Origin of the sequence: Streptomyces inusitatus, from assembly GCF_014651115.1 — a bacterium.
Classification (GTDB): Bacteria; Actinomycetota; Actinomycetes; order Streptomycetales; family Streptomycetaceae; genus Streptomyces; species Streptomyces amakusaensis.
The window spans coordinates 140401-166425 of record NZ_BMWG01000009.1; the positions used below are offsets into that span (position 1 = coordinate 140401).

At 71.1% G+C, this 26025-nt stretch carries 20 protein-coding genes; 7 read left to right on the plus strand and 13 right to left on the minus strand.

Annotated elements, in window-relative coordinates:
- Positions 1-43 precede the first annotated feature (43 nt).
- From IE247_RS16745 to IE247_RS16760, 4 genes are all read left to right on the plus strand, one after another.
- Positions 44-1810 (plus strand): phosphatidylglycerol lysyltransferase domain-containing protein, encoded by a 1767-nt coding sequence (locus IE247_RS16745; protein ID WP_190123928.1) that lies wholly within the window; start codon positions 44-46, stop codon positions 1808-1810.
- Positions 1807-2514 carry a hypothetical protein gene (locus IE247_RS16750; protein WP_373305571.1) on the plus strand — a complete coding sequence of 236 codons (708 nt, stop codon included), beginning with the start codon at positions 1807-1809 and terminating at the stop codon, positions 2512-2514. The genes IE247_RS16745 and IE247_RS16750 overlap by 4 nt, the downstream gene beginning before the upstream one ends.
- Before the next feature lie 137 nt (positions 2515-2651).
- Positions 2652-4298, plus strand: coding sequence for an APC family permease (locus IE247_RS16755; protein WP_190123929.1), 1647 nt, complete (start codon positions 2652-2654; stop codon positions 4296-4298).
- 108 nt (positions 4299-4406) lie between these two features.
- Positions 4407-5234, plus strand: a complete 828-nt coding sequence (locus IE247_RS16760; RefSeq protein ID WP_190124019.1) for a DMT family protein — start codon at positions 4407-4409, stop codon at positions 5232-5234.
- A gap of 61 nt (positions 5235-5295) precedes the next feature.
- On the opposite strand, the gene IE247_RS16765 is transcribed toward IE247_RS16760, so the two are convergent.
- The 7 genes from IE247_RS16765 to IE247_RS16795 all read right to left on the minus strand — a co-directional run bounded on the left by IE247_RS16765 (position 5296) and on the right by IE247_RS16795 (position 12556).
- Entirely contained in the window at positions 5296-5664 is a 369-nt protein-coding gene (locus IE247_RS16765; protein WP_190123930.1) for a MerR family transcriptional regulator, read from the minus strand.
- Positions 5665-5722: 58 nt separating this feature from the next.
- A complete protein-coding gene (locus IE247_RS16770) occupies positions 5723-6748 on the minus strand; it encodes an MDR family NADP-dependent oxidoreductase (protein WP_190123931.1) in 1026 nt (341 codons plus the stop codon).
- A 112-nt stretch (positions 6749-6860) separates the two neighbouring features.
- Entirely contained in the window at positions 6861-7388 is a 528-nt protein-coding gene (locus IE247_RS16775) for a DUF6584 family protein (protein WP_190123932.1), read from the minus strand.
- Between the two features lie 100 nt (positions 7389-7488).
- The gene (locus IE247_RS16780) at positions 7489-8880 is read right to left on the minus strand and encodes a glutamine synthetase family protein (RefSeq protein WP_190123933.1); all 1392 of its coding nucleotides are present in this window, start codon (positions 8878-8880) and stop codon (positions 7489-7491) included.
- A gap of 62 nt (positions 8881-8942) precedes the next feature.
- On the minus strand, positions 8943-10148 hold the full coding sequence (locus IE247_RS16785) for a cytochrome P450 (RefSeq protein ID WP_190123934.1): 1206 nt from the start codon (positions 10146-10148) through the stop codon (positions 8943-8945).
- A gap of 196 nt (positions 10149-10344) precedes the next feature.
- Positions 10345-11937 (minus strand): alpha/beta hydrolase, encoded by a 1593-nt coding sequence (locus IE247_RS16790; RefSeq protein WP_190123935.1) that lies wholly within the window; start codon positions 11935-11937, stop codon positions 10345-10347.
- A 79-nt stretch (positions 11938-12016) separates the two neighbouring features.
- Positions 12017-12556: a TetR family transcriptional regulator gene (locus IE247_RS16795; protein ID WP_190123936.1), complete on the minus strand. Its 540-nt coding sequence runs from the start codon at positions 12554-12556 to the stop codon at positions 12017-12019.
- A 133-nt stretch (positions 12557-12689) separates the two neighbouring features.
- On the opposite strand from IE247_RS16795, the gene IE247_RS16800 reads away from it, so the two are divergent.
- Positions 12690-13103: a PPOX class F420-dependent oxidoreductase gene (locus tag IE247_RS16800; protein WP_229869162.1), complete on the plus strand. Its 414-nt coding sequence runs from the start codon at positions 12690-12692 to the stop codon at positions 13101-13103.
- A gap of 200 nt (positions 13104-13303) precedes the next feature.
- Positions 13304-14626, plus strand: coding sequence for a glycoside hydrolase family 18 protein (locus IE247_RS16805; protein ID WP_190123938.1), 1323 nt, complete (start codon positions 13304-13306; stop codon positions 14624-14626).
- 4 nt (positions 14627-14630) lie between these two features.
- Here the strand turns inward: IE247_RS16805 and IE247_RS16810 are convergent, their stop codons facing one another.
- From IE247_RS16810 to IE247_RS16820, 3 genes are all read right to left on the minus strand, one after another.
- Positions 14631-15050, minus strand: coding sequence for an arsenate reductase ArsC (locus IE247_RS16810; RefSeq protein WP_190123939.1), 420 nt, complete (start codon positions 15048-15050; stop codon positions 14631-14633).
- Entirely contained in the window at positions 15043-16071 is a 1029-nt protein-coding gene (gene arsB, locus IE247_RS16815; protein ID WP_229869170.1) for an ACR3 family arsenite efflux transporter, read from the minus strand. Before arsB ends, IE247_RS16810 begins: the two co-directional genes overlap by 8 nt.
- A 74-nt stretch (positions 16072-16145) precedes the next feature.
- The gene (locus IE247_RS16820; RefSeq protein ID WP_190123940.1) at positions 16146-16535 is read right to left on the minus strand and encodes an ArsR/SmtB family transcription factor; all 390 of its coding nucleotides are present in this window, start codon (positions 16533-16535) and stop codon (positions 16146-16148) included.
- 91 nt (positions 16536-16626) lie between these two features.
- Between IE247_RS16820 and IE247_RS16825 the strand changes: the two genes are divergently transcribed.
- Positions 16627-17103, plus strand: a complete 477-nt coding sequence (locus IE247_RS16825) for an ArsI/CadI family heavy metal resistance metalloenzyme (protein ID WP_190123941.1) — start codon at positions 16627-16629, stop codon at positions 17101-17103.
- Between the two features lie 87 nt (positions 17104-17190).
- Here IE247_RS16825 and IE247_RS16830 read toward each other — a convergent pair whose 3' ends face one another.
- The 3 genes from IE247_RS16830 to IE247_RS16840 all read right to left on the minus strand — a co-directional run bounded on the left by IE247_RS16830 (position 17191) and on the right by IE247_RS16840 (position 25976).
- A complete protein-coding gene (locus IE247_RS16830) occupies positions 17191-20613 on the minus strand; it encodes a S8 family peptidase (protein WP_308433240.1) in 3423 nt (1140 codons plus the stop codon).
- Positions 20614-21114: 501 nt separating this feature from the next.
- Positions 21115-24108, minus strand: a complete 2994-nt coding sequence (locus IE247_RS16835) for a hypothetical protein (RefSeq protein ID WP_190123943.1) — start codon at positions 24106-24108, stop codon at positions 21115-21117.
- A 2-nt stretch (positions 24109-24110) separates the two neighbouring features.
- Positions 24111-25976 carry an HSP90 family protein gene (locus IE247_RS16840; protein ID WP_190123944.1) on the minus strand — a complete coding sequence of 622 codons (1866 nt, stop codon included), beginning with the start codon at positions 25974-25976 and terminating at the stop codon, positions 24111-24113.
- Between the last annotated feature and the right edge of the window lie 49 nt (positions 25977-26025).

Here is a 26025-nt window from a genome sequence, read left to right on the forward strand (position 1 = left end):
TCGTAACGCCTCCCCGTACCCCGCGCCCTCTACGTTCGCTCGTATGGGGCGTGTCCGACCGGGTTCGCGGCCCGGAGAGAATCGCGGCGACTGGTCGCGGCGCTCGTACACATTCACGGTCTGGTACCTGCGCCTCGTCGCGTTCGCCAACTTCCTCAGTGCCGTGTGGATCTCTTTCGGGAACGAGATCAGACGTCACAACGACGACGAGTTCTTCACGCCCTATCTGCTGACCGCAGGCTTCTTCTCCGGCGTGTTCTCGCTGTTCCTGGCGATCACCATGCGGCGGCGCAAGCGGGCCGCGTGGATCCTCAATCTCGCTCTGAGCGGTCTGGCGCTGTCCCTGACCGCCGTGGCCCTGGGGCTGCCGGTGTACCGGCAGCACGCCCAGAACTGGGTGGCGGTCGTGGTGACCGCGCTCTTCTTCACAGCCCTGCTCGTGGGGCGGCGCGAGTTCTACGCGAAGGGCGACCGTGCCAATCCGAAGCTGGCGGCGGCGGTGGGCGCGGGCGGGCTGGCGGTGGGTTCGCTGCTCGCCGCCGCCATGGTCACGGTGACCAACGCCGCCGCCCACCCCGGGCGCTCCGACTTTCTGGAGCGCTGGCGCTACGGCGTGTTCCGCATGGTGTCGCTCTCCTACGACGATGTCCGCTTCGAGGGCATCGTCACCCCCGGCTGGGCCAAGGTGGTCATCAACCTGATGAGCACGGCGCTGATCCTGCTGGTCCTCTATGCGGCGTTCCGGTCCCGCCGTGCCGCCGACGCGATCACCAAGGACGACGAGGAGCGGCTGCGCGGCCTTCTGGAGCACCACGGGGAGCGGGACTCCCTCGGCTACTTCGCCCTGCGCCGGGACAAGAGCGTCGTCTGGTCGCCGACGGGCAAGTCGGCCGTCACCTACCGTGTGCTCGGCGGGGTCTCGCTCGCGTCGGGCGATCCGATCGGCGACCCGGAGGCATGGCCCGGGGCTATCGACCGCTGGCTGACCCAGGCCCTGGAGCACGGCTGGACCCCGTCCGTGATCGGGGCGAGCGAAGAGGGCGGCACCGTCTATGCCCGGCACGGTCTGAACGCGCTGGAGCTGGGCGACGAGGCGATCATCGACATCGGCGAGTTCACTCTGGAGGGCCGCGCCATACGGGGTGTCCGCCAGGCCCACCACCGGGTCGAGCGCGCCGGATACACCGTCGGCATCAGCCGGCACGAGGACCTGTCGCCGCACGAGACGGCGCGGATGATCGAACTCGCCGACGACTGGCGTGACGGGGCCACCGAGCGTGGCTTCTCCATGGCGCTGGGACGGCTCGGCGACCCTGCGGACGGGCGCTGTGTGCTGCTGGTCTGCCGTGACGCCGGCGGACGGCCGCGTGCTCTGCTGAGCTTCGTCCCCTGGGGCGGCGACGGGCTCTCCCTCGATCTGATGCGGCGTGACCGGGAGGCGGACAACGGCCTGTTCGAGTTCATGGTGCTGGAGCTGATCCGGCACGCCGGCGATCTCGGGATCGTGCAGGTCTCGTTGAACTTCGCGATGTTCCGCGCGGTCTTCGAACGCGGCTCCCGGCTCGGCGCGGGCCCGGTGCTGCGACTGTGGCGCTCGCTGCTCAGCTTCTTCTCCCGCTGGTGGCAGATCGAGTCCCTCTATCGCGCCAACGCCAAGTACCGGCCCATCTGGGAACCCCGCTTCCTGCTGTACGACCAGAGCACCGACCTGCTGCGGATCGGTCTCGCGAGCGCCCGCGCGGAGGGCTTCCTGGAAGTGCCCGGTCCGCCGAAGCGGCCGCATCGCGGACATCCGGGCGCCCGCCGTTGAGCACGGCCGCCTCGTTCGCCCGGCGCGAGTGGGGACCGATGTACTCGACCGTGCGGACCGCCCTGGCCGCCCGGGGGTGGCGGGCGATCCCTCTCACGCTCACCGCGGTCTGTCTCATCGTGCTGTTCCAGTTCGTCCAGGATCAGGACTGGGGCCACGGCTTCGTCGGTGACATCGGTTCCGTCCGGGCCGCGGATCCGCTCTGGCTCGCCCTGCTCCGCACCCCGGCCTCGCTCTTCGTACCGGCGCTCAGCCTGCCGGTGTGGGGTGCGCTGGCCCAGGTGCTGCTGGTGTTCGGCATCGCGGAGATCGCTCTGGGACGATGGCGGACCCTTGTCGTCGCCTATGTCTGCACCCTCGCCGGGACGCTCTACGCACGGTTCGGTGTCGCCGTCGGTCCCGACGGTCCGCTCGGGCTGCCCGCCTCGGACGCGCGGATCGTCGACACCGGGCCGTCGGCGGCGGTCGCGGGGCTCGCGGTCTGCGTCTGTGTGAGTCTGGGGGCGTGGCTCACCGGGGCCCTGGTGATCGTGGCGATGGCCGTCGAGGTAGCCGTCAGGCCCAATCTGGCCGGCCGGGAACATCTCGTGGCGATCGGGGCCGCGCTGCTGATCTGCGCGGTGGCGGCCCTGCGCCGAGATCCGTCCGCCGGTGGCGGGGGCGTTGGCAGGGGCCGATCCGGAGCGCCGCCGACCGGAATCTGAGCCCTTCCAGGACCCGTTCGGAGCAAGTCCCGTCCCGCCGGAGTGGCCGGGCAGTCACCCGGGGAAGGGAGAACGGGATCGGCGGACGCGTCGACCGACCGAGCGTCCTGCCCGCACCGGAGCGAGGTTCCCGCCAGATGCCGACATCGGCCACGCCTGAGGCGTCCCGTCGACCGGATCTCCGGCGGGACATCGGCACGATCGGGCTCATCTGGACCTCCGTGGGGTCCATCATCGGATCGGGCTGGCTGTTCGGCGCGCTGTTCGCCGCGCAGGCGGCCGGGACCGCAGCCCTCGTCTCCTGGGGGATCGGAGCGCTCGCGATCACCGTTCTGGCGTTCGTCCACGCGGAGCTGGGGGCCGCGTACCCGGTCGCGGGAGGCACCGCGCGCTTTCCGCACTACGCCTTCGGCAGCGCGGCCGGGGCCTCCTTCGGCTGGTTCTCCTGGCTCCAGGCCGTCGCCACCGCGCCGATCGAGGTCATGGCGTCGCTGAACTATCTCAGCGTGCACGCCACCTGGGTACAGACCGGGGAGAACCGGCTGACCCCCGCCGGGTACGGGCTGGCCGTCGCCTTCATGGCCTTCTTCGTCATCGTCAACTTCTTCGGCATCCGCTGGCTCGCCCACACCAACAGCGTGGCCACCTGGTGGAAGATCACCATCCCCCTGCTGACCATCGCCGTCCTGGCGGGCACCACCTTCCACGGAGGCAATTTCGGCCACCAGGGCTTCGCCCCGTTCGGCGTCGAGGGAGTGCTCTCCGCCATCAGCACCAGCGGAATCATCTTCGCGCTCCTCGGATTCGAACAGGCCGACCAGCTGGCGGGAGAGAGCCGCGACCCGGCACGGGACATCCCGAGGGCGGTGATCGGCTCGATCCTCATCGGCGCGCTCATCTATCTGGCACTCCAGACGGTCTTCATCGGAGCCCTGCCCCAGAGCGCCTTCGCCCACGGCTGGGCCGATCTGACCTTCGCCGACAAGACGGGGCCGTTCGCCGGAATCGCCCTGTCCGCCGGACTCGGCTGGCTCGCCGCGCTGATCTACGTCGACGCGGTGGTCTCGCCGACCGGCACCGGTCTGATCTACACCACCGCCGCCTCCCGGGTGTCGTACGGCCTCTCCCGCAACGGCTATGTGCCCGCGGTCTTCGAACGGACGACGGCACGCGGGGTGCCCTGGTTCAGTCTGCTCTTCACCTTCCTCGTCGGGCTCATCGTCTTTCTGCCCTTCCCCACCTGGCAGAAGCTGGTCGGCTTCGTCACCTCCGCGAGCGTGCTGATGTACGCGGGGGCGCCGCTCGCCCTCGGGTGTCTGCGTCGGCAGGACCCCGACCGGTACCGCCCGTACCGTCTTCCCGGCGGGCTGTTCTGGGCTCCTGTGGCCTTCATCGTGTCCAACCTGATCATTTACTGGGCCGGCTGGGACACCCTGTGGCGGCTCGGCCTGGCGATCGTCCTCGGCTATCTGCTGCTGGGCGGCTCGGCGCTGCTCGGACTCAACCCGAGAGCCCCGCACCTGGACTGGCGGTCCGCCCAGTGGCTGCCGGTGTATCTGGTGGGCCTGGGGCTGATCTCCTGGCAGGGCGGTTACTGCAGCGGGGGCCCGGCCTCGTCGGTGTCCTGCGGCGCGACCGGCGCCCTGCCCCTGTGGTGGGACATGGCGGTCATCGCCGGGTTCAGTCTGCTGATCTACTTCTGGGCACTCCGCGTCCGGCTCCCGGACGCGGAGACCCAGGAGTACATCGGCTCGGTCGACGTACCGCCCCGCCCCCGGCCTTGACCGGGGACGCCCCGGGCATCCCCGTACGGGTGTGCCCCGGGCGGTCGTCGGCCCGGCCCCCGGCTCTCCGCCGGGCTCCGGCCTACAGTCCGTCTCATGCCCTTGGGGATGGTGTGCGCACTCGCCTCGGCCTGCTGTTTCGGCACGGCCTCCGTGCTCCAGGCCATCGCCGCGCGTGCCGTCGAGGCCGGCTCCGGCTCCGGCGTCGACCCCGTGCTGCTGCTGCGCGCTCTGCGCCAGTGGCGCTACGCCGCCGGGCTCGCCCTCGACGGCCTCGGGTTCCTCCTCCAGATCGTCGCCCTGCGGTCGATTCCCCTCTACGCGGTGAGCGCCTCCCTCGCCGCCAGTCTCGCGGTCACCGCCGTGGTCGCCACCCGGCTCCTCGACGCCCGGCTGACCGCCGCCGAACGGGCCGCGGTGGCCACGGTCTGCGCGGGGCTGGCCATGATCGCGCTCTCCTCCGGACCGGAGGGAAACCGCGCCGGACCGGCCGCCCTGCGCTGGTCCCTGCTCTGCGCCGTCCTCCTCGTCCTCCTCGCCGGCGCGCTCGCCGGGCGGCTTCCGGGCCGGCCGCGCGCCCTGCTGCTGGGACTCGGCGCGGGCGCGGGCTTCGGCGTGGTCGAGGTCGCGGTCCGGCTGATCGACTCCCTCACGGTTCCCCGGGTGTTCGGCGACCCCGCCCTCTACGCCCTGGTGCTCGGGGGAGCAGCGGGCTTCCTCCTGCTCACCTCGGCGTTCCAGCGCGGCTCGGTGACCGTGGCGACAGCGGGCATGGTCCTGGCCGAAACAACCGGGCCCGCCGTGGTGGGCATCGTCTGGCTGGGCGACCGTCCCCGCGACGGTCTCCAGTGGCTGGCGCTCGTGGGATTCATGGCGGCGGTGGCGGGAGCACTCGCCCTGACGCGCTTCGGCGACGCGCCGACCGAGGGGACGTGACGGCCCGGCTCTCCGTCATCCGGCGGCGTCGCGGTGGCGTCCTCCGTGCGCGGGCCCGGGTTCACTCTCCGGCAGCGCGCCGCGCGAGGCTCTCGCGAAGCCCGGTCAGCCGGCTGATCTCGGCGTCGAGAGCGGCGAGCCTCCGGCTGACGACCTCGGATGCGGGACCGCCGGGTCCGTCGGAGCCACAGCGCGGGGGCGGGTACTCGGTGAGCAGATGGAGTCGGTCGGCGCGGGCGCGCAGATCCTCGACGGTGAGCCCGAGGGCCAGCAGGTCGCGGATCGCACGGACTCGTGCGACATCGCCGGGCGTGTACGTCCGCTGCCCCGAGCTCGTGCGGACGGGCGGGGGCAGCAACCCGCGCTGCTCGTAGAACCTCAGTGCCCTGGCCGTGGTCCCGGCCGCCGCCGCCGCTTCACCGATCCGCACGGTCCCCCACTCCCCTTCCCCACGTCCGCACGCCCACGGCCGCCGCGCCGCCACCGGGCTACAACTCCACGACGACGGCTCCAAAGTGCCGGCCCTCGATCAGTTCCCGCAACGCCCTCGGGGCGCGAGTAATGCCCGCGATCCGCGTATGAGGAAAACTGATCTCACCGGAGCGCAGCCACTCGTTGAAGCGGCCCGCCCACTCCCTCTCCACATCGGGGTGGTCCGCACCGCTGTATCCGCGCAGCGAGATCCCCTTGACCACGATGCGGAAGGCATCGATCTCCACCGGCGCGCTGCCACCGGCCCGCTCCGCCGACAACTGCCCCGACAGAGCCCCCACCAGAGCGAATCGCGCGCCCTGGCGTGCCGCGCCGAGCGCCGCGCGGAGCTGCTCCCCCGCGACGGTGTCCACCAGTACGTCGATGCCCTCGGGCGCAGCCTCGGCGAGCTGGTCCGCCAGGGACCCCTCCCCCCGCAGCACGACCGCGTCGTAGCCCAGCTCGGACATCAGCCGCTCGGCCTTCCACGGCGAGCCGGTGCTGCCGATCACCCTCCTGGCACCCAGCAGCCGGGCGATCTGCCCCGCCAGGGAGCCCACCGCTCCCGCCGCTCCCGTAACGAAGACCACATCGCCCATACGGACGTCGGCAAGGCGGGTCAGCGTGCCATAGGCCGCCGCCCCCTGGGCGAGGTACGACACCGGATCAGGCCACGCGCCCGCCAAGGGGGTGCACTCGGCGGCCTCCACCAGCGCGTACTCCCGCCAGCCGCGCATATGCGCCACGATCTCGCCCGTGCGCAGGGCGGATCCGGCCGGGGCCGCGACGACTTCGCCGACGGCGGGGCCGAAGAGGGTGTCACCGCTGCGCAGCGGAGGCAGCGGCACTCCCTCGACCTCCCCGCCGATCAGGGTCCGCAGGCCGGGGAAGACCAGGAAGTACCGGTTCCTGACGAGGACTTGCCCTGCTCCGGCCTCGGGCAACGGCGTTTCGGCGACGACGAAATGCTCCTGTGTGGGCAATCCCTCGGGGACGGCTGCCAGCCGGACTTCACGGGTCGTACGGGGCAGGGCTGCGCTCATACGGGGCTCCTGGGCGGGTTTCGGCCGCGGCCCGGCACGAGTCCGCCGCGGGATACGGCGACGTTAACCCTTGACCCGCGCGTCAGGGTCAAGCCGATCCCTGGCGGCCCGGTCAGTCGAAGAGGGCGAAGACTCCGTTCACCCAGATCGCGAGGAACGCGAGGGACCCCACCAGGCAGCCGACGCCCGCCAGCACACCGCCGACCGTCCACGGCTCGGAGGTCGTCTCCTCGTACTCCTCCGGGTCGTCCTGGTAGGAGGCGGGGTCGTCCCAGTCGACGGGGCGCCCCAGCTCCTCGGCACAGGCGGTCCGCACCGCGACCAGTCGCCCCTCCGCGAAGGAGGTGCCGGCCACAGCTTCGGGGCCGCGCCAGGCGAGGGCCTTCATCCGCTGCCTTCGAGACCCGTATCGGGCCTCGAAGGCGGCGGTCTCGTCGGCGTCGTGGTCCTCTTCGAGGTACATCCAGCGTCCGGCCTCGGCGGCATCGCCGTAGAGCCGGTACACCTCGGCCAGACGCCGACGGAGCGCCAGGTCGTGCGGGAAGGACGAGACGAGACCGCGCAAACGCTGGCGCGCGACGGGAACTCGTCCGGCGGCCAGGTCCGCGTCGACTCGGGCAAGGGTCTCTCTCAGAGGCATGAACACATGATCGAGTACCGCACTGATCCACGTCGACCCGGTTTATCGCTCAGCGCTCGTTACTCGTTCGCTCGCGAGGGCATCGGCCGGACCTGCTGGGTCACGGTGTGTCCTCCGCGTACATCATGTGCTCCCAGTCGGTGACGGCGGCGCAAAAACGCGCCCACTCGTCCGACTTGCAGGCGAGATGGAGAGCGGCGATCTCCTCGGTCAGCCCGCCTCTGACCACGGCGTCCTCACCGAAGGCCGTCAGGGCCTCGCCGAGGTTCATCGGCAGTGCGGGAAACCGGAACCCGGGTTCCTCGGCGGTGGCCTGCGGCGGTCCGGGGTCGATCCGGTTCTCCAGGCCGTCGGAGATGACGGCGAGCAGGACGGCGTGGGAGAGATAGGGGTTGACCATGGCATCGGGGAGTTTGAACTCCAGCCGTCCATTGGCGGAGAGGCGTACGGTGCAGGTCTTGTCGTCCATGCCCCAGTCGATTCGCTCGGGAGCGAACAGGCCCGCGTCCCAGTAGCGCTTGTAGGAGTTGACGGTGGATCCCATGACGGCCATGGCGCCCGCGGCATGCCTCAGAATGCCGCCGAGGACATGCCGTCCGGTCCCGGAGAGATGCAGTTCGCGGCGGCCGGGCTCGGCCAGCACGTTCTCTGCGCCACGCCACAGGCTGAGGTTGTGATGGCAGCCGTTGCCCATCACCCCGATGGTGGGCTTGGGCATGAAACTGGCGGTGACGCCCAGTTCACGGGCGACCTGCCGACAGATCTGCCGGAAGGTGATGAGCCGGTCGGCGGTCAGCTCGGCCCGGTCGTACATCCAGTTCAGTTCGAGCTGACCGGGGTCCTCGTAGTCGCCCTCGATCATGTCGAGTCCGAGCGCCCTGGCGTAGGTGATCACTTTCTGGTAGACGGGCCGGTTGCGCTCCAGCATCTCGACCCGGTACGCCGGGCTGGCATCGGGGCGGTGGGACGCCTCCAGGCCCTGCCCGGTCCACGTCGTCTCGGGCTCGCAGCCCGAGCGGAGAACGAGTCCGGTGTGTTCGGTGAACTCCCGGTGCCGCCGGATGAGGTTGCCGCGCACATCGGCGGCGAACGGCTCACCACCGTACTCGGGGCGATGCGCGGGCTCATAAAGACGGCAGAAGAACCGGCCGACACTGGTGTCCCAGGGCAGTACCGCGAAGGTGTCGAGGTCGGGCAGGGCCGTGAACTCGGCCGCCTGGGCGCCACCGCCGAGGAGGGTGCCGCTCCGGTCGGTCTGGAAGTCGGCGACGACGGCACGGTGCATCTGAACGCCACGCTCCAGATTGCGGAGCAGATGTACGGCGGGTACCACCTTGCCGACGGCCCGGCCGCCGAGCGTCACGGACTGATAGTAGATGTACTCGACACCGGCCTCGGCGATCCGTTTACGCACGGCGTCCACCGCGTCATGGTCGGTGTTCCGCTCACGATGGCCGTCGAGCGCGGTGGTGTTCGGGCTTCGGGTGGTCATGCGGACACCTCGGAGGAGTCGTACGGCAAGGGCGTGGGCGGCGGGAAGGCGGCGGAGCCCGCTCAGGACGCGGGGGTGAAGGTGAGAGGAAGCCGTACGGAACCGGTGTTGCCCGAGTCGGGGAGCCATTCGGCGCCCTCGGCGACCCGGGGGTCGCGCAGACGCCGGGCGAGCACCGGCAGGGCCTCGGCCATGTCACCTCGGGCGACGAAGTGACCAAGGCAGTGATGGACCCCGCCGCCGAAACCGAAGTGGGGTTCGCGCTCGGCGGTGATGTCGAAGGAGTACGGACCATGGACGCGGGGGTCGGTACCGGCGGACTCGTTCCACAGATGGACGGTGGTCCCGGCGGGGATGTCCAGACCCTGGAAAGTGAAGTCCTCAAGCGCCTCCCGGGTGACCCACCGAATGGTCGGATTGACACGCATCACCTCCTCCACCGCTCGCGCGCCCAGTTCGGGCCGCTCGGCGAGCAGCCTCCACTGGGCCGGGTGCCGGATGAAGGACTCCAGGGCCAGACCGAGCTGATTGCGGGTGGTGTCGAAGCCCCCGAACATCAGCAGGACCAGTCCGTCACGCAGTTCGTCGCCGTCGAGCCGGTCGCTGTCCCTACCGGCTCGCACCATCCGGGAGACGAAGTCGTCGCGCTCCCTGCGCCGGCGGTCCTCGATCACTTCGTCGGCGTAGACGTGGAGCGCGGCGAGGGCGCGTTCGATACGGTCGAGATCCTGGCGGACGGTCACTCCCAGCGCCAGTCCCAGAACAGCGGACTCACGCGCGATGCCGGGCCACTCCGACTCCGGGAGCCCGAGCAGAATGGCGATCACCCGGGCCGCGTAGGGCTCGGCGAAATCCGAGACGAACTCGCATGAGCCGCTCCCGGCGAAGGCATCGGTCAGCTCAATGGCGAGAGCCCTGAACCGGGGTAACAGGGCGGTGGTGAGCCGCGCGGAGAAGGCCGGGTTCATCAGCCGGCGAAGCCTACGGTGCTCCTCCCCCTCCTTGTTGAGGATCCAGCTCGCCCACCAGTCGGCCAAAGGGCCCTCGTTCACCCCGTTGTGAGCGGGCCAGGCCACACTGCCCTGACGGAGAAGAGGGTGCTTGAGCAGTGCTTCCATCTCCGCGTGGCGCAGGACTGCCAGTCCGTATCCGGTCCGGGCGTACCAGGACCTCTCCCGCGCCTCGTGCACCGCGGCGGAGGTGATCGAGAAGCCCGGGTCGGCGACATCGAACCAGGGAACGCCGTCCATCGGGGTGGTGTCCGCCATGGGCCCTCCGGCTCTCGGGGCGTGTGGTGAGAGCCATAGCCTCAGGAACGGCACTGGGCAAGTCAAGTACCGGAAACCGATCCAGTCGGAAGACATCTCCTCCCCGGCCGTCCGAAGCCGCACCGCGGACGGAGAGACCCTCTGCGGCGGCGGCCCGGCCCGGACCCAGTGATGCCGACCCGACCCCGGTCGCGAGTCACCGGGCGGCTCGTTCAGCAAGGGCGCGTTGATGCTCCGTGTCATTCAGACAGGCCCTAACGGTCGGCGATTTCCTTGAGATGTTCGAGGTGGCGGCGCAGGTGACGTCCCCGGCGGGCAGTCGGCCGGTGGTCAGATACTCCGTGGCGGCGTCGTCGGCGCAGGCGCTGATGCCGCGCAAGTAGACGCCGTGGCCCTGCCCCTCGTCGACGGTGACGAGCCGGGAGCCCTTCAGCGCGCGCCGCAGGCCGAGCGCCGTGGCCAGGGGCGTCTGTGGGTCCCATTCGTTCTGGACGATGAGCGCGGGGACCTTGTTGTCGATCTTGGTGGCCGCTTCGGCGGGCCGGTCCCAGAACGCGCACGGGAAGATGTTCGAGACGGAGTCTCCGTACAGGGGGTAGCGGACGCTGTCACGGCGGGCGTCGGTCTGATAGACGGCCGGGTCGGTGGGCCAGCGGACGTCGCCGCACATGACCGCCGTGTAGCTCGCCAGCTCGTTGTCGGTCGGTACGAAGGTCGGGAACGTCGGGACGGGCTTGCCCGCGGCGGCGTCCCTCAGCAGCCCCAGAGTCCTTGCCGCGAGGGACGGGTGGGGGATCTCCCACCGTATGTACTCGCGCACATCGGCACCGTTGAAGATGGTCCCGCCCAGGTCGAGCGGCTCCCGGTCGGCGCGCGCCACGATGTCCCGGAACAGTTTCTCGACCTCGGCGGCCGTGTCACCGAGTCCGTATCGCGCCGAATGGCGGGCGGTCCATTCCGTCCACCGGTCGAAGGTGGCCTCGGCCTGTACCGCCCAGGACCGCGCCATGCCCCGCCAGACCCGTTTGGGGTCGACCGCGCTGTCCAGGACGAACCGGTCGGCCCGGTTCGGGAATAGCTGGATGTACACAGAACCGAGATAGGTCCCGTAAGACAGCCCGAAGTACGAGATCTTCCGCTCCCCGAGGGCATGGCGGATGGCGTCCATGTCACGTGCTGTGTTGCGGGTGTTGATGTGCGGGATCGTTTCCCTGTTGCGTTTTTGGCACCGGTCCGCGATGTCGCGCGCCCAGGCGACGTCCTTGGCGAACGTCGCCTTCGTGTAGGGCCGGTACGTCTTCCGCTCGCCGGCGTTGGTCGTACCGCAGGCGAGGGGACTGCTCGCACCGACGCCGCGCGGATCAAAACCGATCAGGTCGTACCGGTCCTTCACGGAGTGCGGCAGATAGTCGCTGAGCGCCAGGGGATAGAAGAGCCCGGAGGTGCTGGGACCGCCCGGGTTGAACAAGAGGACACCGCGGCGCTTGTCGGGGTTGGCGGCCTTGATCCGCGACAACGACAGATCGATCTTCTTGCCGCCCGGCTCGCGGTGGTCGAGGGGGACCTTGAGGGTCGCGCACTCGACGGTGGCGGGGAGGTCGCCGCCGCAACCCCGCCAGGCCAATGAGGACACGACGGTCCGCGCGGCCACCGGCGAACCGGGCCCGGCCGTGAACGCGGCCGCGGCCGCAGCCTCAGTGCCGAGGAGGGCGGGGGCGAGCAGCGCGGGGGCGAGTAACGCGGTGACGGCCAGGGCGGTCTTGGAGGTCGCTCGTCGTCTCAGAAGCAATGGAGTGCCTTCGTTCGCTGGAATGTTGAATGGCGCTCTTCAGTGGTTTCGGTGGGACGGACACGGCGGGCCCGTCCGCTCAGGCGGGGCGGAGGCCCTTGGTCAGTGACTGGACCACCATGTCGGCTCCCTGGGCGCTGGTCAGCTCCGGCATCTCGTGCGCGGCCATGGCGGTGAGACGGACGAGCAGGGAGCGGGCCCAGCGGTCGGGAAGTCCGGGGCGGATGACGCCTTCGCGGACCGCGCGGTCCATGAAGCCGTCGAGTTGCTCGATCAGCCGACGGAGACGACCGGCCATTGCCTCGTCCCGCACTTGCCGTACGTCCACCGGCAGGCGTCTGCTGACGGTGATGATGCCTTCCGCGTAGCGGTGCAGGGCGACCAGCACGGGCGCCTCGGTCAATCGAGCCTCGGCGACGACCTGCTCGCAGGCGTCGAGCTTGGCCGTATGGACCGCGACCAAGAGCTCTTCGCGCGTGGTGAAGCGGCGGTAGACGGTGCGCCGGTCGACCCCCGCCGCCGCCGCGATCGCCGCGATGCTCGCGCCGGGGTCGGCCGCCAGCAGGCGCGCACCGGTCTGGAGGACCGTGTCCAGGTTGCGTTCCGCGTCAGCTCTCATCGTGACCGGAAGTCTATGCGGAACGTAGCAGATGAGCCATCAACTGCCCCATTGGTGTTGCGAGTTACGTATCAAGTGTCACATAGTTGTGGCACTTGATGCCGCAGTGTCCGCACCCAGTCAGGAGTCACGCGTGAGCCCGGTCCGTCTGTCCGTGAAACTCAAGAAGGCGCTCGATGCCCGGATCTTCGTCACCGTGGCGACCCTGCGGCCCGACGGAAGTCCGCACCAGTCGGTGGTCTGGATCGGGAGGGAGGACGACGAGCTCTTCTTCGTGACCGGTGTCGACAAGCTCAAAGTCCGCAATCTGCGGCGCGATCCACGGCTGAACGTCATGGTGAACCCGCCGGACGAGCCGTACGGATACGCGTCGATCGGCGGCACGGCCCGGTTCGAGAGTCCGGGCAGCCGCGAGCGCCTGGACCGACTGGCCGTCAAGTACACCGGCATGATCTACGCCGAGCACAACCCGGAGTCCCACGCGCTCCTCCCGGAGCTGGTGACCGTCCGGATCACTCCGGAGAAGATCGCGGCACGGTTCCTGTGAGACGGACTGCTTCCGCGACGGCGACATTCTGCGGCGCGCGGGCTGCGCGGGCCGATTGATTAACTGACGCTCCATCAATTTCCAAGGGAGACTGGCCACTTCGTGCGACTCGGCCTCTTGTGCGCACCCCCCGGCATGGACTAGATCTCTTCTCGCGATTGGTACAGACCATCTGACCCCGCTCAGAGAAGGCCATCAGTATGTTCAGACGCGCCTCCGCGTTCCTGGCGACGGCTCTGCTCGCCTCGCTCGTCGCGGCCCCCGCGACCGCTCACGCCGATGACGACGACAGCCGCCGGCTGCCCGGCCACCGTGTGGCCTACTTCACCGGGTGGAGCGTCTACAGCGGCTTCTCCGCCAAGAAGGTGCAGGACTCGGGCCAGGCGGCGAAGCTGACCGTGATCAACTACGCCTTCGGCAACATCTCCCCCGAGGGCACCTGCTTCGAGGACAACCTGGCCGACCAGGCCGACGCCTGGGCCGACTACCAGCGCCCGATCGGCGCGGCCGACTCGGTGGACGGCGTCGCCGACACCTGGGACCAGCCGCTGAAAGGCAGCTTCAACCAGCTGCGGAAGCTGAAGGCGAAGAACCCTCAGCTGAAGGCCGTCATCTCGATCGGCGGCTGGGGCTGGTCGAAGTACTTCTCGGACGTGGCCGCCACTGACGCCGCGCGCAAGAAGTTCGTGGCCTCCTGCGTCGACCTCTACATCAAGGGCAACCTGCCGCGGCTGGGCTCGCCGGAGGGCGGCCCGGGCAGCGGCGCGGGCGTCTTCGACGGCATCGACCTCGACTGGGAGCACCCGGGCGGCGACGGTCTGCCGGGCAACTCGGTGCGCCCCGAGGACGGCCGCAACTTCACCCTGCTGCTGGCCGAGTTCCGGCGGCAGCTGGACGCGCTGGGCGACGGCGGGCGGGGGCGCCATCTGCTGACGGCGGCCGTCGCCGCCAACACCGACATCGCGGACCGGCTGGAGCTGCGGAAGGTCGCCCGCCAGGTGGACTACCTGAACCTGATGACCTACACCATGCACGGCTCCTGGGAGCCGCAGGGCCCGACCAATCACCAGGCGAACCTCTACACCGACCCGGCCGACCCCTCCGGCGTCGACTACAGCTACAGCGCGGACCGGGTCGTACGGCACTACCTGGCCGGCGGCCTGCCGGCCCGCAAGGCGGTGCTCGGGGTGCCGTCCTGGGGCTACGGCTGGACGGGAGTGCCCGCCGGGACGAAGAACGGCCTCTACCAGCCCGCCACCGGCATGTCCCCGCGCGGCGGCGGCCAACTGCCCTACAAGGCCGTCAAGGACCTGCCGGGCACCGTGCACACCGACCGCAGGCACGGCGCGGCCTGGAAGTACGACGGCAACGAGTTCTGGACGTACGACACCCCGGCCACCGCCGCCCAGAAGGCCCGCTACACCCAGCGGAACGATCTCGGCGGCGTGATGGTCTGGTCCCTGGACGGGGATGACGCCCAGGGCTCGCTGATCGCCGCGCTGGACCGCGGTCTGCGGCGCTGACCCGCTATCTCGGCTCGACGCCGAGTTCGCCGATCAGGGTCCGGACGCGGCGCTCGATCTCGTCGCGGATCGGTCGGACGGCTTCGAGACCCTGGCCTGCGGGGTCGTCCAGGGTCCAGTCGAGGTAGCGCGTGGCGGGGAGGACGGGGCAGGTGTCGCCGCAGCCCATGGTGATGCAGACGTCGGACGCCTGAACGGCGTCCACGGTGAGGATCTTCGGGGTCTCCGCGGAGATGTCGATGCCGACCTCGGCCATGGCGGCGACAGCGGTCGGGTTGACGGCAGCCCCCGGAGCGGAGCCGGCGGAGTGAACCTCGACCCGGTCGCCGGCGAGGTGGGCGAGGAAGGCGGCGGCCATCTGGGAGCGGCCCGCGTTGTGGACGCAGACGAAGAGGACGGACGGCTTCGGCCGGGTGTCAGACATGGGCGGTGCCTTCGGTGGCGGCGGCCGGGACGGCCCGCGTGGGGGTGGGCTGGGGGAAGTAGCGGCGGGCGCGGAGGGCGACGTGGACGAGGCCGATGAGGACGGGGACTTCGATGAGGGGCCCGACGACTCCGGCGAGGGCCTGGCCGCTGGTGGCGCCGAAGGTGGCGATGGCGACCGCGATGGCGAGTTCGAAGTTGTTCCCGGCCGCGGTGAACGCCAGTGTGGTGGTCTTGGGGTGGTCCAGTCCGGCCGCGCGGCCGATCGCCATGGACCCGGCCCACATGAGGGCGAAGTACACCAGCAGCGGCAGCGCGATCCGGGCCACGTCGACCGGCTTCGAGGTGATGGCGTCGCCCTGGAGGGCGAAGAGCACGACGATCGTGAACAGCAGCCCGTAGAGGGCGAACGGCCCGATGCGGGGGATCAGCTTCGTCTCGTACCAGTCGCGGCCCCGGGTCTTCTCGCCGAGGCGGCGGGTCAGGAATCCGGCGGCGAGGGGGATGCCGAGGAAGATGAGGACGGAGCGGGCGATCTCCCAGGCGGAGATGTCCAGGCCGGTGGTCGCCAGGCCGAGCAGGCCGGGCAGAAGGTCGAGATAGAACCAGCCCAGCAGACCGAAGGCGAGGACCTGGAAGACGGAGTTCACCGCGACGAGGACGGCGGCGGCCTCACGGTGGCCGCAGGCGAGGTCGTTCCAGATGATGACCATGGCGATGCAGCGGGCGAGCCCGACGATGATCAGCCCGGTGCGGTACTCCGGCAGATCGGGCAGGAAGATCCAGGCGAGGGCGAACATCAGCGCCGGGCCGATGATCCAGTTCAGCACCAGCGACCACACCAGGAGGGGGCGGTCGCGGGTGACGACGTCGAGCCGGTCGTAGCGGACCTTGGCCAGCACCGGGTACATCATCACCAGCAGGCCGAGGGCGATCGGCAGCGACACCCCGGCGACCGTGACCCTCGCGAGCCCGTCGCCCAGGCCCGGGACGAGTCGGCCGAGGCCGAGGCCGGCGGCCATCGCCGCGAGGATCCACAGGGCCAGGTACCGGTCGAGGAAGGAGAGCCGTCCCGCCACCGGGGCGGGAGCGGCGCTCACGCCCGCGCCCCGGCGGGTGCGGGTGCGGCGCCCCGGGTGAGGAGGGCGGCGAGCCGGTCGGTGGTCTCGGGCAGCGGGCGGTAGTACACCCAGGTCCCGCGCCGTTCCGAGGCGATCAGTCCGGCCTCGCGCAGGAGCTTGAGGTGGTGGGAGATCGTCGGCTGGGACAGCTCGAACGCGGGGGTGAGGTCGCAGACGCAGACCTCACCGCCCGCGCGGGAGGCGATCATCGACAGCAGCCGCAGCCGGACCGGGTCGCCGAGGGCCTTGAACACCCTGGCCAGCTCGACGGAGGCGTCCTCGTCCAGGGGGGCGGTCAGCAGGCCGGGGCAGCAGCCGTCCGCCGCGGTGTCCTGCCCGATCACCGGAAGCTCTTGTTTCGACATACGTCTATGTTGACGAATTTCGATTCAAGAGACAAGCTCGAACCCACAAGGCATCGATAAACATCGATACAGAGTGTTCGAGGAGTCCGTCATGTCCCGGGTCCAGCTCGCCCTCAACGTCGCCGACCTTGAAGCGTCGGTCACCTTCTACTCCCGGCTCTTCGGCGTCGAGCCCGCCAAGCGCCGCCCCGGCTACGCCAATTTCGCGATCACCGAGCCCCCGCTCAAGCTCGTCCTGATCGAGGGCGAACCCGGGCAGGACACCCGCCTCGACCACCTCGGCGTCGAGGTCGACTCCACGGAGACGGTCACCGCCGCCGCCGACCGCCTCAAGGACGCCGGGCTCGCCACCTTCGAGGAGAACGACACCTCCTGCTGCTACGCCCTCCAGGACAAGGTCTGGGTCCACGGCCCCGGCAAGGAGCCCTGGGAGGTCTATGTCGTCAAGGCCGACGCCGACCGGATGGGCGAGAGCTCCGCCCGCGAAGACGGCGATGCCTGCCGCACCACCGAGAACACCCCGGAGGGCGCCGAACCGGCGGCAGCGAGACGCGTCTGCGGAAGCTGACCGGCGACGGCCCCCGCCCGGCCTCCACCGCCCCGGCTCGCCGCCGAGCTGTCGGGACAGCCTCGGCGACGAGCCGGCAGCCGCGGTCTACTTGCCGTGGTAGGCGTCGTAGACCGTGATGGCGCTCTTGTTGTTCTTCTTGTCCACGATCTCGGCCTTGAAGGAGACCGACTTCCCCTTGGCCGGGTTCTTCACCGTGACCTTGCCCTTGACGACGGCGACCTTCTTCCAGGTCTTACCCCCGTCGTAAGAGGCGGAGATCTTGAGAGACTTCAGCCCCTGGCCGGCCGCCGGGCCCTCGACGGTCACCGGGAAGGCGACCTTCCGGCCCGCCGGGGCGGTGTTGTCGAGGGCGAGCTCCGGGGTGAGGCGGACCGAGGAGATCGGCAGGGTGTCCACCGTGCCCCGGGCGGGCCTCTTCGAGCGGAAGGTCCAGCTCGCGTCGATGCGGCTCGCGGTCCGGGTCATCGCCTTGGACCGCTTCACCGAGGTCGCCAGGGTGTATTCGGCCTCGGCCTCGCCGACGTGGAAGGATTTCCAGCCGCTGAGCGGGTCGTCGTTCTCGCCGATCTTCGTCGCCCCCTGGTGGAGGGTGGTCTTCGCCGACGAGTGGACGGAGGCGACCGCCCTGTGGCCCTTGCCGTCGGTGAAGAGCTTCATCTCGCCGTAGATCTTGCTTCCTTCGCGATGGACGCCGCTCTCGCCCTTCCGCACCAGCGGCGCATGCACCCCCGTGCCGATGGTCTCGGTGTACGACGTGCCCGCACGGTAAGTCCGGAACCGGGTGCCGTGCTCGACCTCCTCGTCCTGGTAGCTGGGCTGCTTCACCCGGGTCTGGGTGCCCCTCAAGGACCATGTGGCCCGGGGGCTGGAAGCGATCAGCAGATTCCAGACGCCGGGAAGGGACTTCGTCCCGCCGTCCATGATGGCCCGCATGCCGTCCAGCTTGCTCACCGTGCCGACATAGCCGTATTTGCCCTTCACCGAGGACGCCATACCGACCTTCACCTCGGCGAAGTCCCCGGCCTTGAACTTCTTGGTGTAGCCGGTGGAGTACTTCTTCACCGTGCCGCCGCTGACGGTGCTGTACTCGGTGGCGCCGACCGGCTTCCACCAGGTGGTCCAGGATTCGCTGAGCGAACCGTCGGAGATCTCCGGCCCCAGATGCCCGGTGCGCACCTTGCGCAAGGAGTCGAGATCGACGGACCCGTCGGTCCGGTGCGCGCCCTTGCCCACCGCGTAGCCGAGCACCGCACGGCGCAGCTTCGCCTTCTTGTCCGGCACCGTGATGGAGACCGGCTCGGCCTTGCGGGTGTCGACCGTGACCGTGGCGTCCTCGGTGACGGACAGCTTCGGCCGAAGGAGGTGGTCGTAGCCCTTGGCGTAGTCCTTCGGGTCCACGGGGCCGCCGGTCCTCAGGGCGTAATCGCCCTTGCGGACGCGGACCGTGACACTGCTCTTCTCATCGTCGATCGAGTACATCTCCCCGTCCTCGAAAAGCCCGTGGAGGATCGAGTAGAGGTTCTTGGTCGGCTTGCCGTCCCGTCCGATGTACTTGATGGTGAGGTCGTACTGCTCCGCCTCGCGATCCACGCCCGCGACGGTGCGCACGCTCTGCCCGCCGCCGGTCGCGACGACCGAGGCCGTGTAGTAGCCGTCGGCCTTCCCCCCGAGGCGGGTGTCCACGGACAGGTCCACTGAGGCGGCGCCGCCGGCCGGGACGGTCAGCCGCCGGGCGCTCAGGGTGAAGAAGCCGGCCGGAGCGGGCTTGCCCTTCGGCCCGTACCCGGTGACCTTCACCTCAAGCGCGACGTCCGTGTCGCCCAGATTGCGGTAGCTGATCTTCCGGGTCTCGGGGACGTCGTCCTGGTGCGGCCACGCCTGCCGGGCGAAGCTCACCGACGGCGGCTCGGCGACGACGCTCTGCCGGACCGCCCGCTCCAGGGCGATCCGGCCCGCGCCCTGCTCGACGGCGCTCCGGCCGAGATCCTCGGCGGAAGCGATCAGGGCGTTCTTCAGCCGCTCCCCCTTCCAGTCGCGGTGCCGCTGCTTCAGCAGGGCGGCGGCGCCGGCCACATGCGGGCTGGCCATCGAGGTGCCGGAGTGGGCGGCGTACCCCGGGGTCTCGGGGTCGAAATAGGTCCCGGTCGCCGCGGCGGCAGTGATGTCCACCCCTGGAGCGGCGACGTCCGGTTTGATCGCGCCGTCGACCCGCGGGCCCCGGCTGGAGAAGGGGGCCGTCTCGCCGTCGTCGTCCACGGCGGCGGCGGTCAGCGCTCCGTCCGCGCTCCCCGGGGAGCTGATGCCGTGGGATCCCTCATTGCCCGCGGCGACCGCGAAGAGTACGCCCTTCTCCCGGAAGACCTTGTTGACATGGGCTTCCAGCGGGTCGATCTCGGGGCCGTCCGGGGCGCCGAGACTCAAATTGACGATGTCCGCGCCCTGGGACACGGCCCAGTCGATGCCGGCGATGACGCCGGAGGCGGTGCCCGAGCCCTGGTCGTTGAGCACCTTGCCGTTGAGGATCGAGGCGCCGAAGGCGACGCCCTTGTGCGTGCCCCCCGATCTGACGCCTGTGCCCGCCGCGATGGAGGCGACGTGCGTGCCGTGGCCCGCCCGGTCGGTCACGCTCGGGGAGCTGCTGAAGTTCTTCTCCGCGACGACCCGCGTCTTCAGATCCGGATGGGTCTTGTCCACCCCGCTGTCCAGTACGGCGATCTTCACGCCGGTTCCGTCGAGACCGGTCTCCTGCCACACCTTGGAGGCGCCGATCTGGACGACGCTCTTGTCGAGTGAGGTCGTGTACACCCGGTCCAGCCAGACGCGCTCGACGCCGGAGACGATGGCGGCCCGTCCTCGCTCGCCGCCGGTCCGGGTGAGGGAGTCCCACAGGGCGCTCGTCCGCCGCCCCGGGACCGTCACCGCGTCCGCGTTCAGAAGAGGGAGGTTCCGGCCGACCCGGACGTCTTCGGCGGAACGCAGGCTCTTCCTGGCCGTGGACGCGGAGGCGCCGCCGTAGGCGACGATCACCTTCAGCCCGTCGCCGTACGCCGTGCGGCTCTCCGCCCCGCTCAGCTCGGTGACGTCGAACAGCCGCCGGTCGAGACGGCCGTCGGCCACCAGGGAGTGGGCGTCGTCCGGTATGACATAGGTGTCGCCGTCCTGGGTGAAGGTCCGGACGGGAATGCCCGAGCGGCCCTCGGCCCGGTCGAGCGCGACCGCCTCGCCCTCGGCGTCCACCCCGACCCGGTCACCGGTGATGAGGGTGACCCAGTGGAGGACGGCGTCCTTGCCCCGGCCGCCCTCGCCGGCCTCGTCGCTCTTACCGCTTCCGCTGCTCCCGCTGCTCCCGCTGCTCCCGCTGCTCCTGCTGCTCCGATCGGTGAGTTCGACGCCCGTCCCCAAGGGCACGGCGGCGGCCGTGCCTCCCGGAAGGGCGATGGAAGCGGACGACGCCGGGGTGGTCAGCCCCGCAACGAGCGCTGCCGCCACCACTGCGGTGAGCGTCACGGCACCGAGGTTCTGTCGCCTCCTGGAGAACATGAACTCCCCCTGCCAGTACGGGCGTTGGCCAGAGAAAGCCGAGAACGGCGCCCGCTGAACCCGCTTCGGCAAGGGGAAAATCCCACCTCGTGCTCTTCTTGTCATCCCATCCGACGGACGGATAAAAATATGACGACGGAATAGACGGGTACGAGGGGTTCGATCCCCCCACATCTTTTTCCGGCCCGACGACCTCGGGCGGGCGCATCAGGGCGGGGCGGTGTCGGTGCGGACGGTCGCGCCCGGCCCATTCCAGCAGCGGCCAGCCGGAGACGGTCAGCGCGAGGGCGGCGGGCGCGGCGAGGGGGCCCGGCCCCACGGGGCCGTACCGCCTCCGTCTTCCCGCTCGCCCTCGCCCTCGCCCGCCAAGTCGCCCTTGCCCAGGGCGAGTTCATCCACACCGACACGGCGCCGGCCCGGACCGCCCTGGTTGTGATCGGCTCAGCGCGCTCACCGTGTCAGCCCTCGTCACTCCTGGTCGCGCAGCCGGGCCGCCAGGGAGGTCAGCGGTTCGGCGTCCTCGGTGCGGCCGAGGGCGGTGAGGAGGGAGATCGCCGCGTCGAGGCGGGTGAGGGCGGGTGCGGGGCGTTCGAGGTAGATGCCCTCCACGGCGCCTGCGAGACGGACGCACTCGGCCCACTCGCCGGCGTGGCCGTCCTCGGGGCCCGGGTCGCCGAGCAGGGTGAGGGCCCTGTCCAGGGCGGTCAGGGAGTCGTCGTACGCGCCGGCGTAGGCGTTGATCCGCCCGTGTTCGTAGGCCAGGGCCGTGTCCAGGGAACGGCCGTGGGCCTGGTGGCCCGCGGCGCGGGCCTCGTCGGCGATCCGGCCGGCGGTGGTGAGGTGGGCGAGGGCGCCGGGCAGGCCGTCGGGGCCCTGCCGCTGGGTCTGGAGGCGGGCGAGTTCGCGCAGGCAGTTGCTGAGCTGCTCATAGCGCGGGGCCCGGGCGTGGGCGGCGAGCGCCTGGTCGGCGGCGTCGCGGGCCCGGTCGAACTCGCCGGACTCGCCGAGGAGTACGGCGGTCTCCGCGGCGATCATGGCGTGGCTCCCGGGGTCGTCGTGCCAGCCGGCCGACTCGGCGGCGAGGGCGACGAACTCGGCCGTGGCGGCCTTGAGGTCCTCCCCCGCGTGCAGCGCGCGGGCGCGGGTCAGGCGCAGCTGGGCGACGAGCCGGTCGTCCAGCTCTCCGGCGGCGGCGCCCGGGTCGGCCAGAAGGGAGTCGAGCAGGGCGATGCAGTCCTCGACGCGGCCGAGGTCGAGGCTGAGCTGGGCCGCGTTGCCGTAGGTGCAGTACGCGTCCGTGCGGTTGCCGTGGCGCAGTTCCAGCTCTGCGGAGCGCGTCAGATGCCGCAGTGCCTCGTCGGGGCGGCCGAGGTGCATGCACGCCTCGGCCAGATCGGCGTGGAGGCGGGCGGTGCCGCTCGTGTCGGCGGGCCAGTCGGCGGCCAGTCGCAGGCCCTCGGTCAGGTCGGCGTGGGCGGCCCGCGCGTCCCGGAGGCCGAGCTGGATCCGGCCGCGCAGGGCGAGCGTGCGGGGCAGGTGCCAGGCGGGGCCGTGCGCCTTGAGCCGGTCGAGGAGGCCGTCGATCTCGGTGACCGCGGCGGGCAGGTCGCCGGAGAGTGCGTGGGTGCCGGCCCGCAGATGGAGGGCGCCGGATATCTGCGTGGGGAGGTCGTGCCGGGTGGCGTACGCGTGCAGCAGATCCACCTCGGCGAAGACCGGCGCGACGTGCTCCTCGTTCCCCGAGGCCTGGAGGCGCAGACCGAGCGCGGCCGCCCGCAGCCGCAGCAGACGGGCCTCGTGGTGCGGGGCGAGGCCGGGCGTCTCCTCGTGCAGGCGGACCAGGGAGGCGTGGGCGGCGGTCAGCGCGGTGGCCTTCGCCCCGGTGCCGTCGGCGTCGTCGGCGTCCTCCGCGAGGGTTTCGGCGGAGGTCTCGGCGGAGGTCTCCGCGGGAGCCTCGTCGGGTCTCTCGGCGGCGGCGATCAGGGCGTGGGCACGGGCGAGCGCCGCGTCGCCCGGCGCTCCGGCGTCCTCGTACAGGCCCGCGGCCTCCTCGTGGAGAGCGGCGGCGGGCTCGTCCTTCTCGTCCGCCCGGATGGCTTCGGCGGACAGCAGGTCCGCGCGCAGCTGTACGAGCGGGCCGACGGCCGGGTCGTCGGGGTGGGCGTAGTCGCGGGCGGCGACGAGGGTGCGCAGCCGTGCCCAGCAGAGCTGTGCGTCCGGGTGTCCCTGCCGGTCCAGTGCTCGCGCCTGGACGATGAGCTCGGTCAGCGACTCCGGGACGGCGGCGGGCGTGCGGGCGGCGGGCCCGGCGGCCGGGGTGGCGGCCACGGTCGCCTCGTCGAGGCCGCGGGTGCGCAGGGTCAGCTCCAGCGCGTCCAGGAGGGGGGCGCGGTCGAGGCGGGCCCTGCGGCGGTCGGTGTGCGCCGTGGTCGCGTTGCGGGCGTCGAAGCGGGCGGCGAGGTCGTCGGCGCGCGTGCTCACCTCGGCGCGCAGGGCGGTCACCGTCCAGGTGCGGCCCGCGTATCCGGCGGCGGGCAGTTCGCCGTGGCCGAGGAGTTCGACGCGCTGGAGGAGGACCTCCACGCCGGTGAGGAAGTCGTACAGGTCCAGCGGCGACTCCACCTCGTCCAGCAGGCTCCGGTTCTCGGCGAGCAGCTCCAGGCCGCGTGCCTCGTTGCCGGTCAGCGCGCAGAATTCCAGGTGCCGGCCGACCTCCTGGGACATGGCGGGGTCGCGGCGGCAGCCGCGGTAGCCGGCGAGGTGCAGTTCACGGGCGCGCTCGACGCGGCCGGTGCGCAGCAGGGGCAGCAGCGCGTACGAGACGGAGCGGGCCGGCTCCTCCCGGCAGGATTCCTTGCCGTCGAGGACGGGCTCCCAGGCGGCCAGCGCCCGTTCGTCGTCGCCCGCCGCGAGGTGGTGGCGGGCGAGTTCGCAGATCTCGCACGCCTCGCAGTCGCTGAGCGGGGTCCGGCGGCGGCCCGCCCACAGCTCGTACGCGACGGTGGTGTCCTCGCCCCGGTGGGCGGCGAGCTGGTACGCCTGACCGTAGTAGGGCTGGAGGCCGAGGCCGGCCTTCTCGTACCGGTCGCGCATCTCCGTCAGCCACTGGCGCAGGCTGGTCAGCGGCATCTCGGGCAGGGCGCGCAGGGCGTTGGCCACCCACTTGAACCGCCAGAAGAGCGCGTGGCGCCGGCGCTCGTCGAAGACGTCGGGCTGCTCGTCGAACAGGGCGAGCAGACGGGCGAAGACGACGGGCGACTTCCGGGGCTCGGAGCCGTAGGTGTACGCGTCCTGGAGTTCGAGGAGCGCGTGGACGAGCGCGGCGGGATCCGCCAGCAGCTCCGCCGTGTCCACGAGTTCCTCGGCCGTGACGGTGCGCGGGCGGCCGTAGGGGCGGCGGCCGTTCTCCTGGAGCGCCTGGTACAGCTCGTCCGTGTTCTGGGGGTGGGGTGCGGTCGGCATCGTCAGCTGTCCTTGCGGAGGGCGTGGGCGAGAAGGTCGAGGAAGGAGCGGTTGATGAGGCTCGACTCGGCGGGCCTGAGCGGGCGCCGGGACAGCAGCGCGGCCTGGCCGTAGAGGGCTTCGGCGCTGGTGCGGGCCAGCTCGGGCTCGTCGATGGCGACGGCGGCGCGGACCAGCGGGTTGAGCTGATTGAGGATCAGCTGGGCCCGTGGGGCCTCCTGGCGCAGAGCGCCGAGGATGTCGCCCCACAGGCCGCCCTCCTGCTCGCGGGCGAGCTGGGAGCGGGTGCGTTCGTGCCGGGCCTCGCGGCTGTCGACCAGGAGGGCGGGGGCGGAGGCGGGCTGGAAGGTGCGCAGCGCGACGTCGCAGTCGAAGACGGCGAGGGCGTCGCGGGCCAGGGCGAGATAGGCCGTGGCGGCGAGTTCCGTCTCACGGTCGACGGGGTCGAGATGGGCGGTGAGGGTCGCCGGGTCGAGGTCGGCGACGCTGATCCCCGGCCTGATCTCGGGCAGCCGGTGGACCAGCTCACGGTCGTAGGTGTAGCCGCCGTTGACGACGCCGAGCCCGGCCGCCGAGGCGATCGCCGCGACCTGCCGGAATTCCTCCACGCTCGATGTGACGAGCACGGTGCGGTGGGTGCGCGCGAATTCGTCGAGGGTGGCGTGCCCGTCGGTGGTCTCGAACGGCAGCCAGGGCAGCAGCATCCGCAGGATCTCGTCGTCGTGCACCGCGAGCGACTTCACGGCCAGGTGGTGGGCCTGGAGGAAACGGGCGAGGAGGTCCGGGTCGCTGGCGGCGGCCCGGGCGATCCATGCGCGCAGCCGCTCGGCGAGGGCGTCGCGCACCGCGGCGAGTGTGTCGTCCTCGTACAGGGATTCGCGGGACGCCGTCGGGCGCAGGCTCTCTGCGTCGACGACGCAGCGGACGAAGAACGCCCATTCGGGCAGGATCTCCTCGGCCTGCTCGGACAGCAGCATGCCCTTGACGTGCACGCGATGGCCGTGGCGGCGCCCGGCGGGCACCGCCTCGGGCAGTACGCACGCGATGCCCTTCAGTCCCACGGCCGGCAGGTCCAGCTCGATGACGTCCAGCGGGGTGAACCCGAAGGTCTTCTCGCCGTACGCGGCCAGTGCGCGGGAACGCGCTCCGGGGGTGGGGTGCGTACGCGCCCAGGGCGCGGGGTCGGGGTTGACGGACGCGCCCGGGCCGCCCGTGCCGTCGTCGAAGGTCACCGGGTGGCGCAGCAGGGAGCCGAAGTGCCGGGCCAGCGCGTGCACCTGCGCCGGGCGGGTCCACTCGCCCGCGTCGGCGCGGGGGGTGAGGGTGACGGTGGTGCCGGGCCGGGGGCGGGCGGACGCGGGCAGGGTGCGCACGGTGTAGCTGCCGTCGCCGCGCCCTCGCCATTCCACGGCCGGTGCGCCGGGGGTGCGGGCGGAGCGGCTGAGGACGTGGATCTCGTCCGCGACCAGGAAGCAGGAGAGCAGGCCGATCCCGAACTGGCCGATGTAGTCGGCGCGCTGCTCGGCGATCCGTTCGGCGCGCTTGCTGCTGCGGCCGATCGTGGCGAGGAAGGTGTGCACGTCGGCCTCGGTGAGGCCGACGCCGTCGTCCTCGACGCGTACGGCCGTGCCGTCGGCGTAGAGGCGGATGCCGAAGGCGTCGGCGGGGGCGTCCGGTTCGAGGCCGTGCCGGGCGGTCAGCGCGTCCACCGCGTTCTGGAGCAGTTCGCGCAGATAGACACGTGGGCTGGAGTAGAGGTGGTGGGAGAGGAGGTCCACGAGGCCGCGCAGATCGACCTGGAAGGTGCGGTCGGCGCCTGCCGGATCGGGGGCGGTGTCGGTGGCGGTGGCGGGATCGGGCGAAGTCATCGGGCAGTCCGAGGGGGAGGGGCGGCGGGTGAAGGGAAGGGCCTGCGTG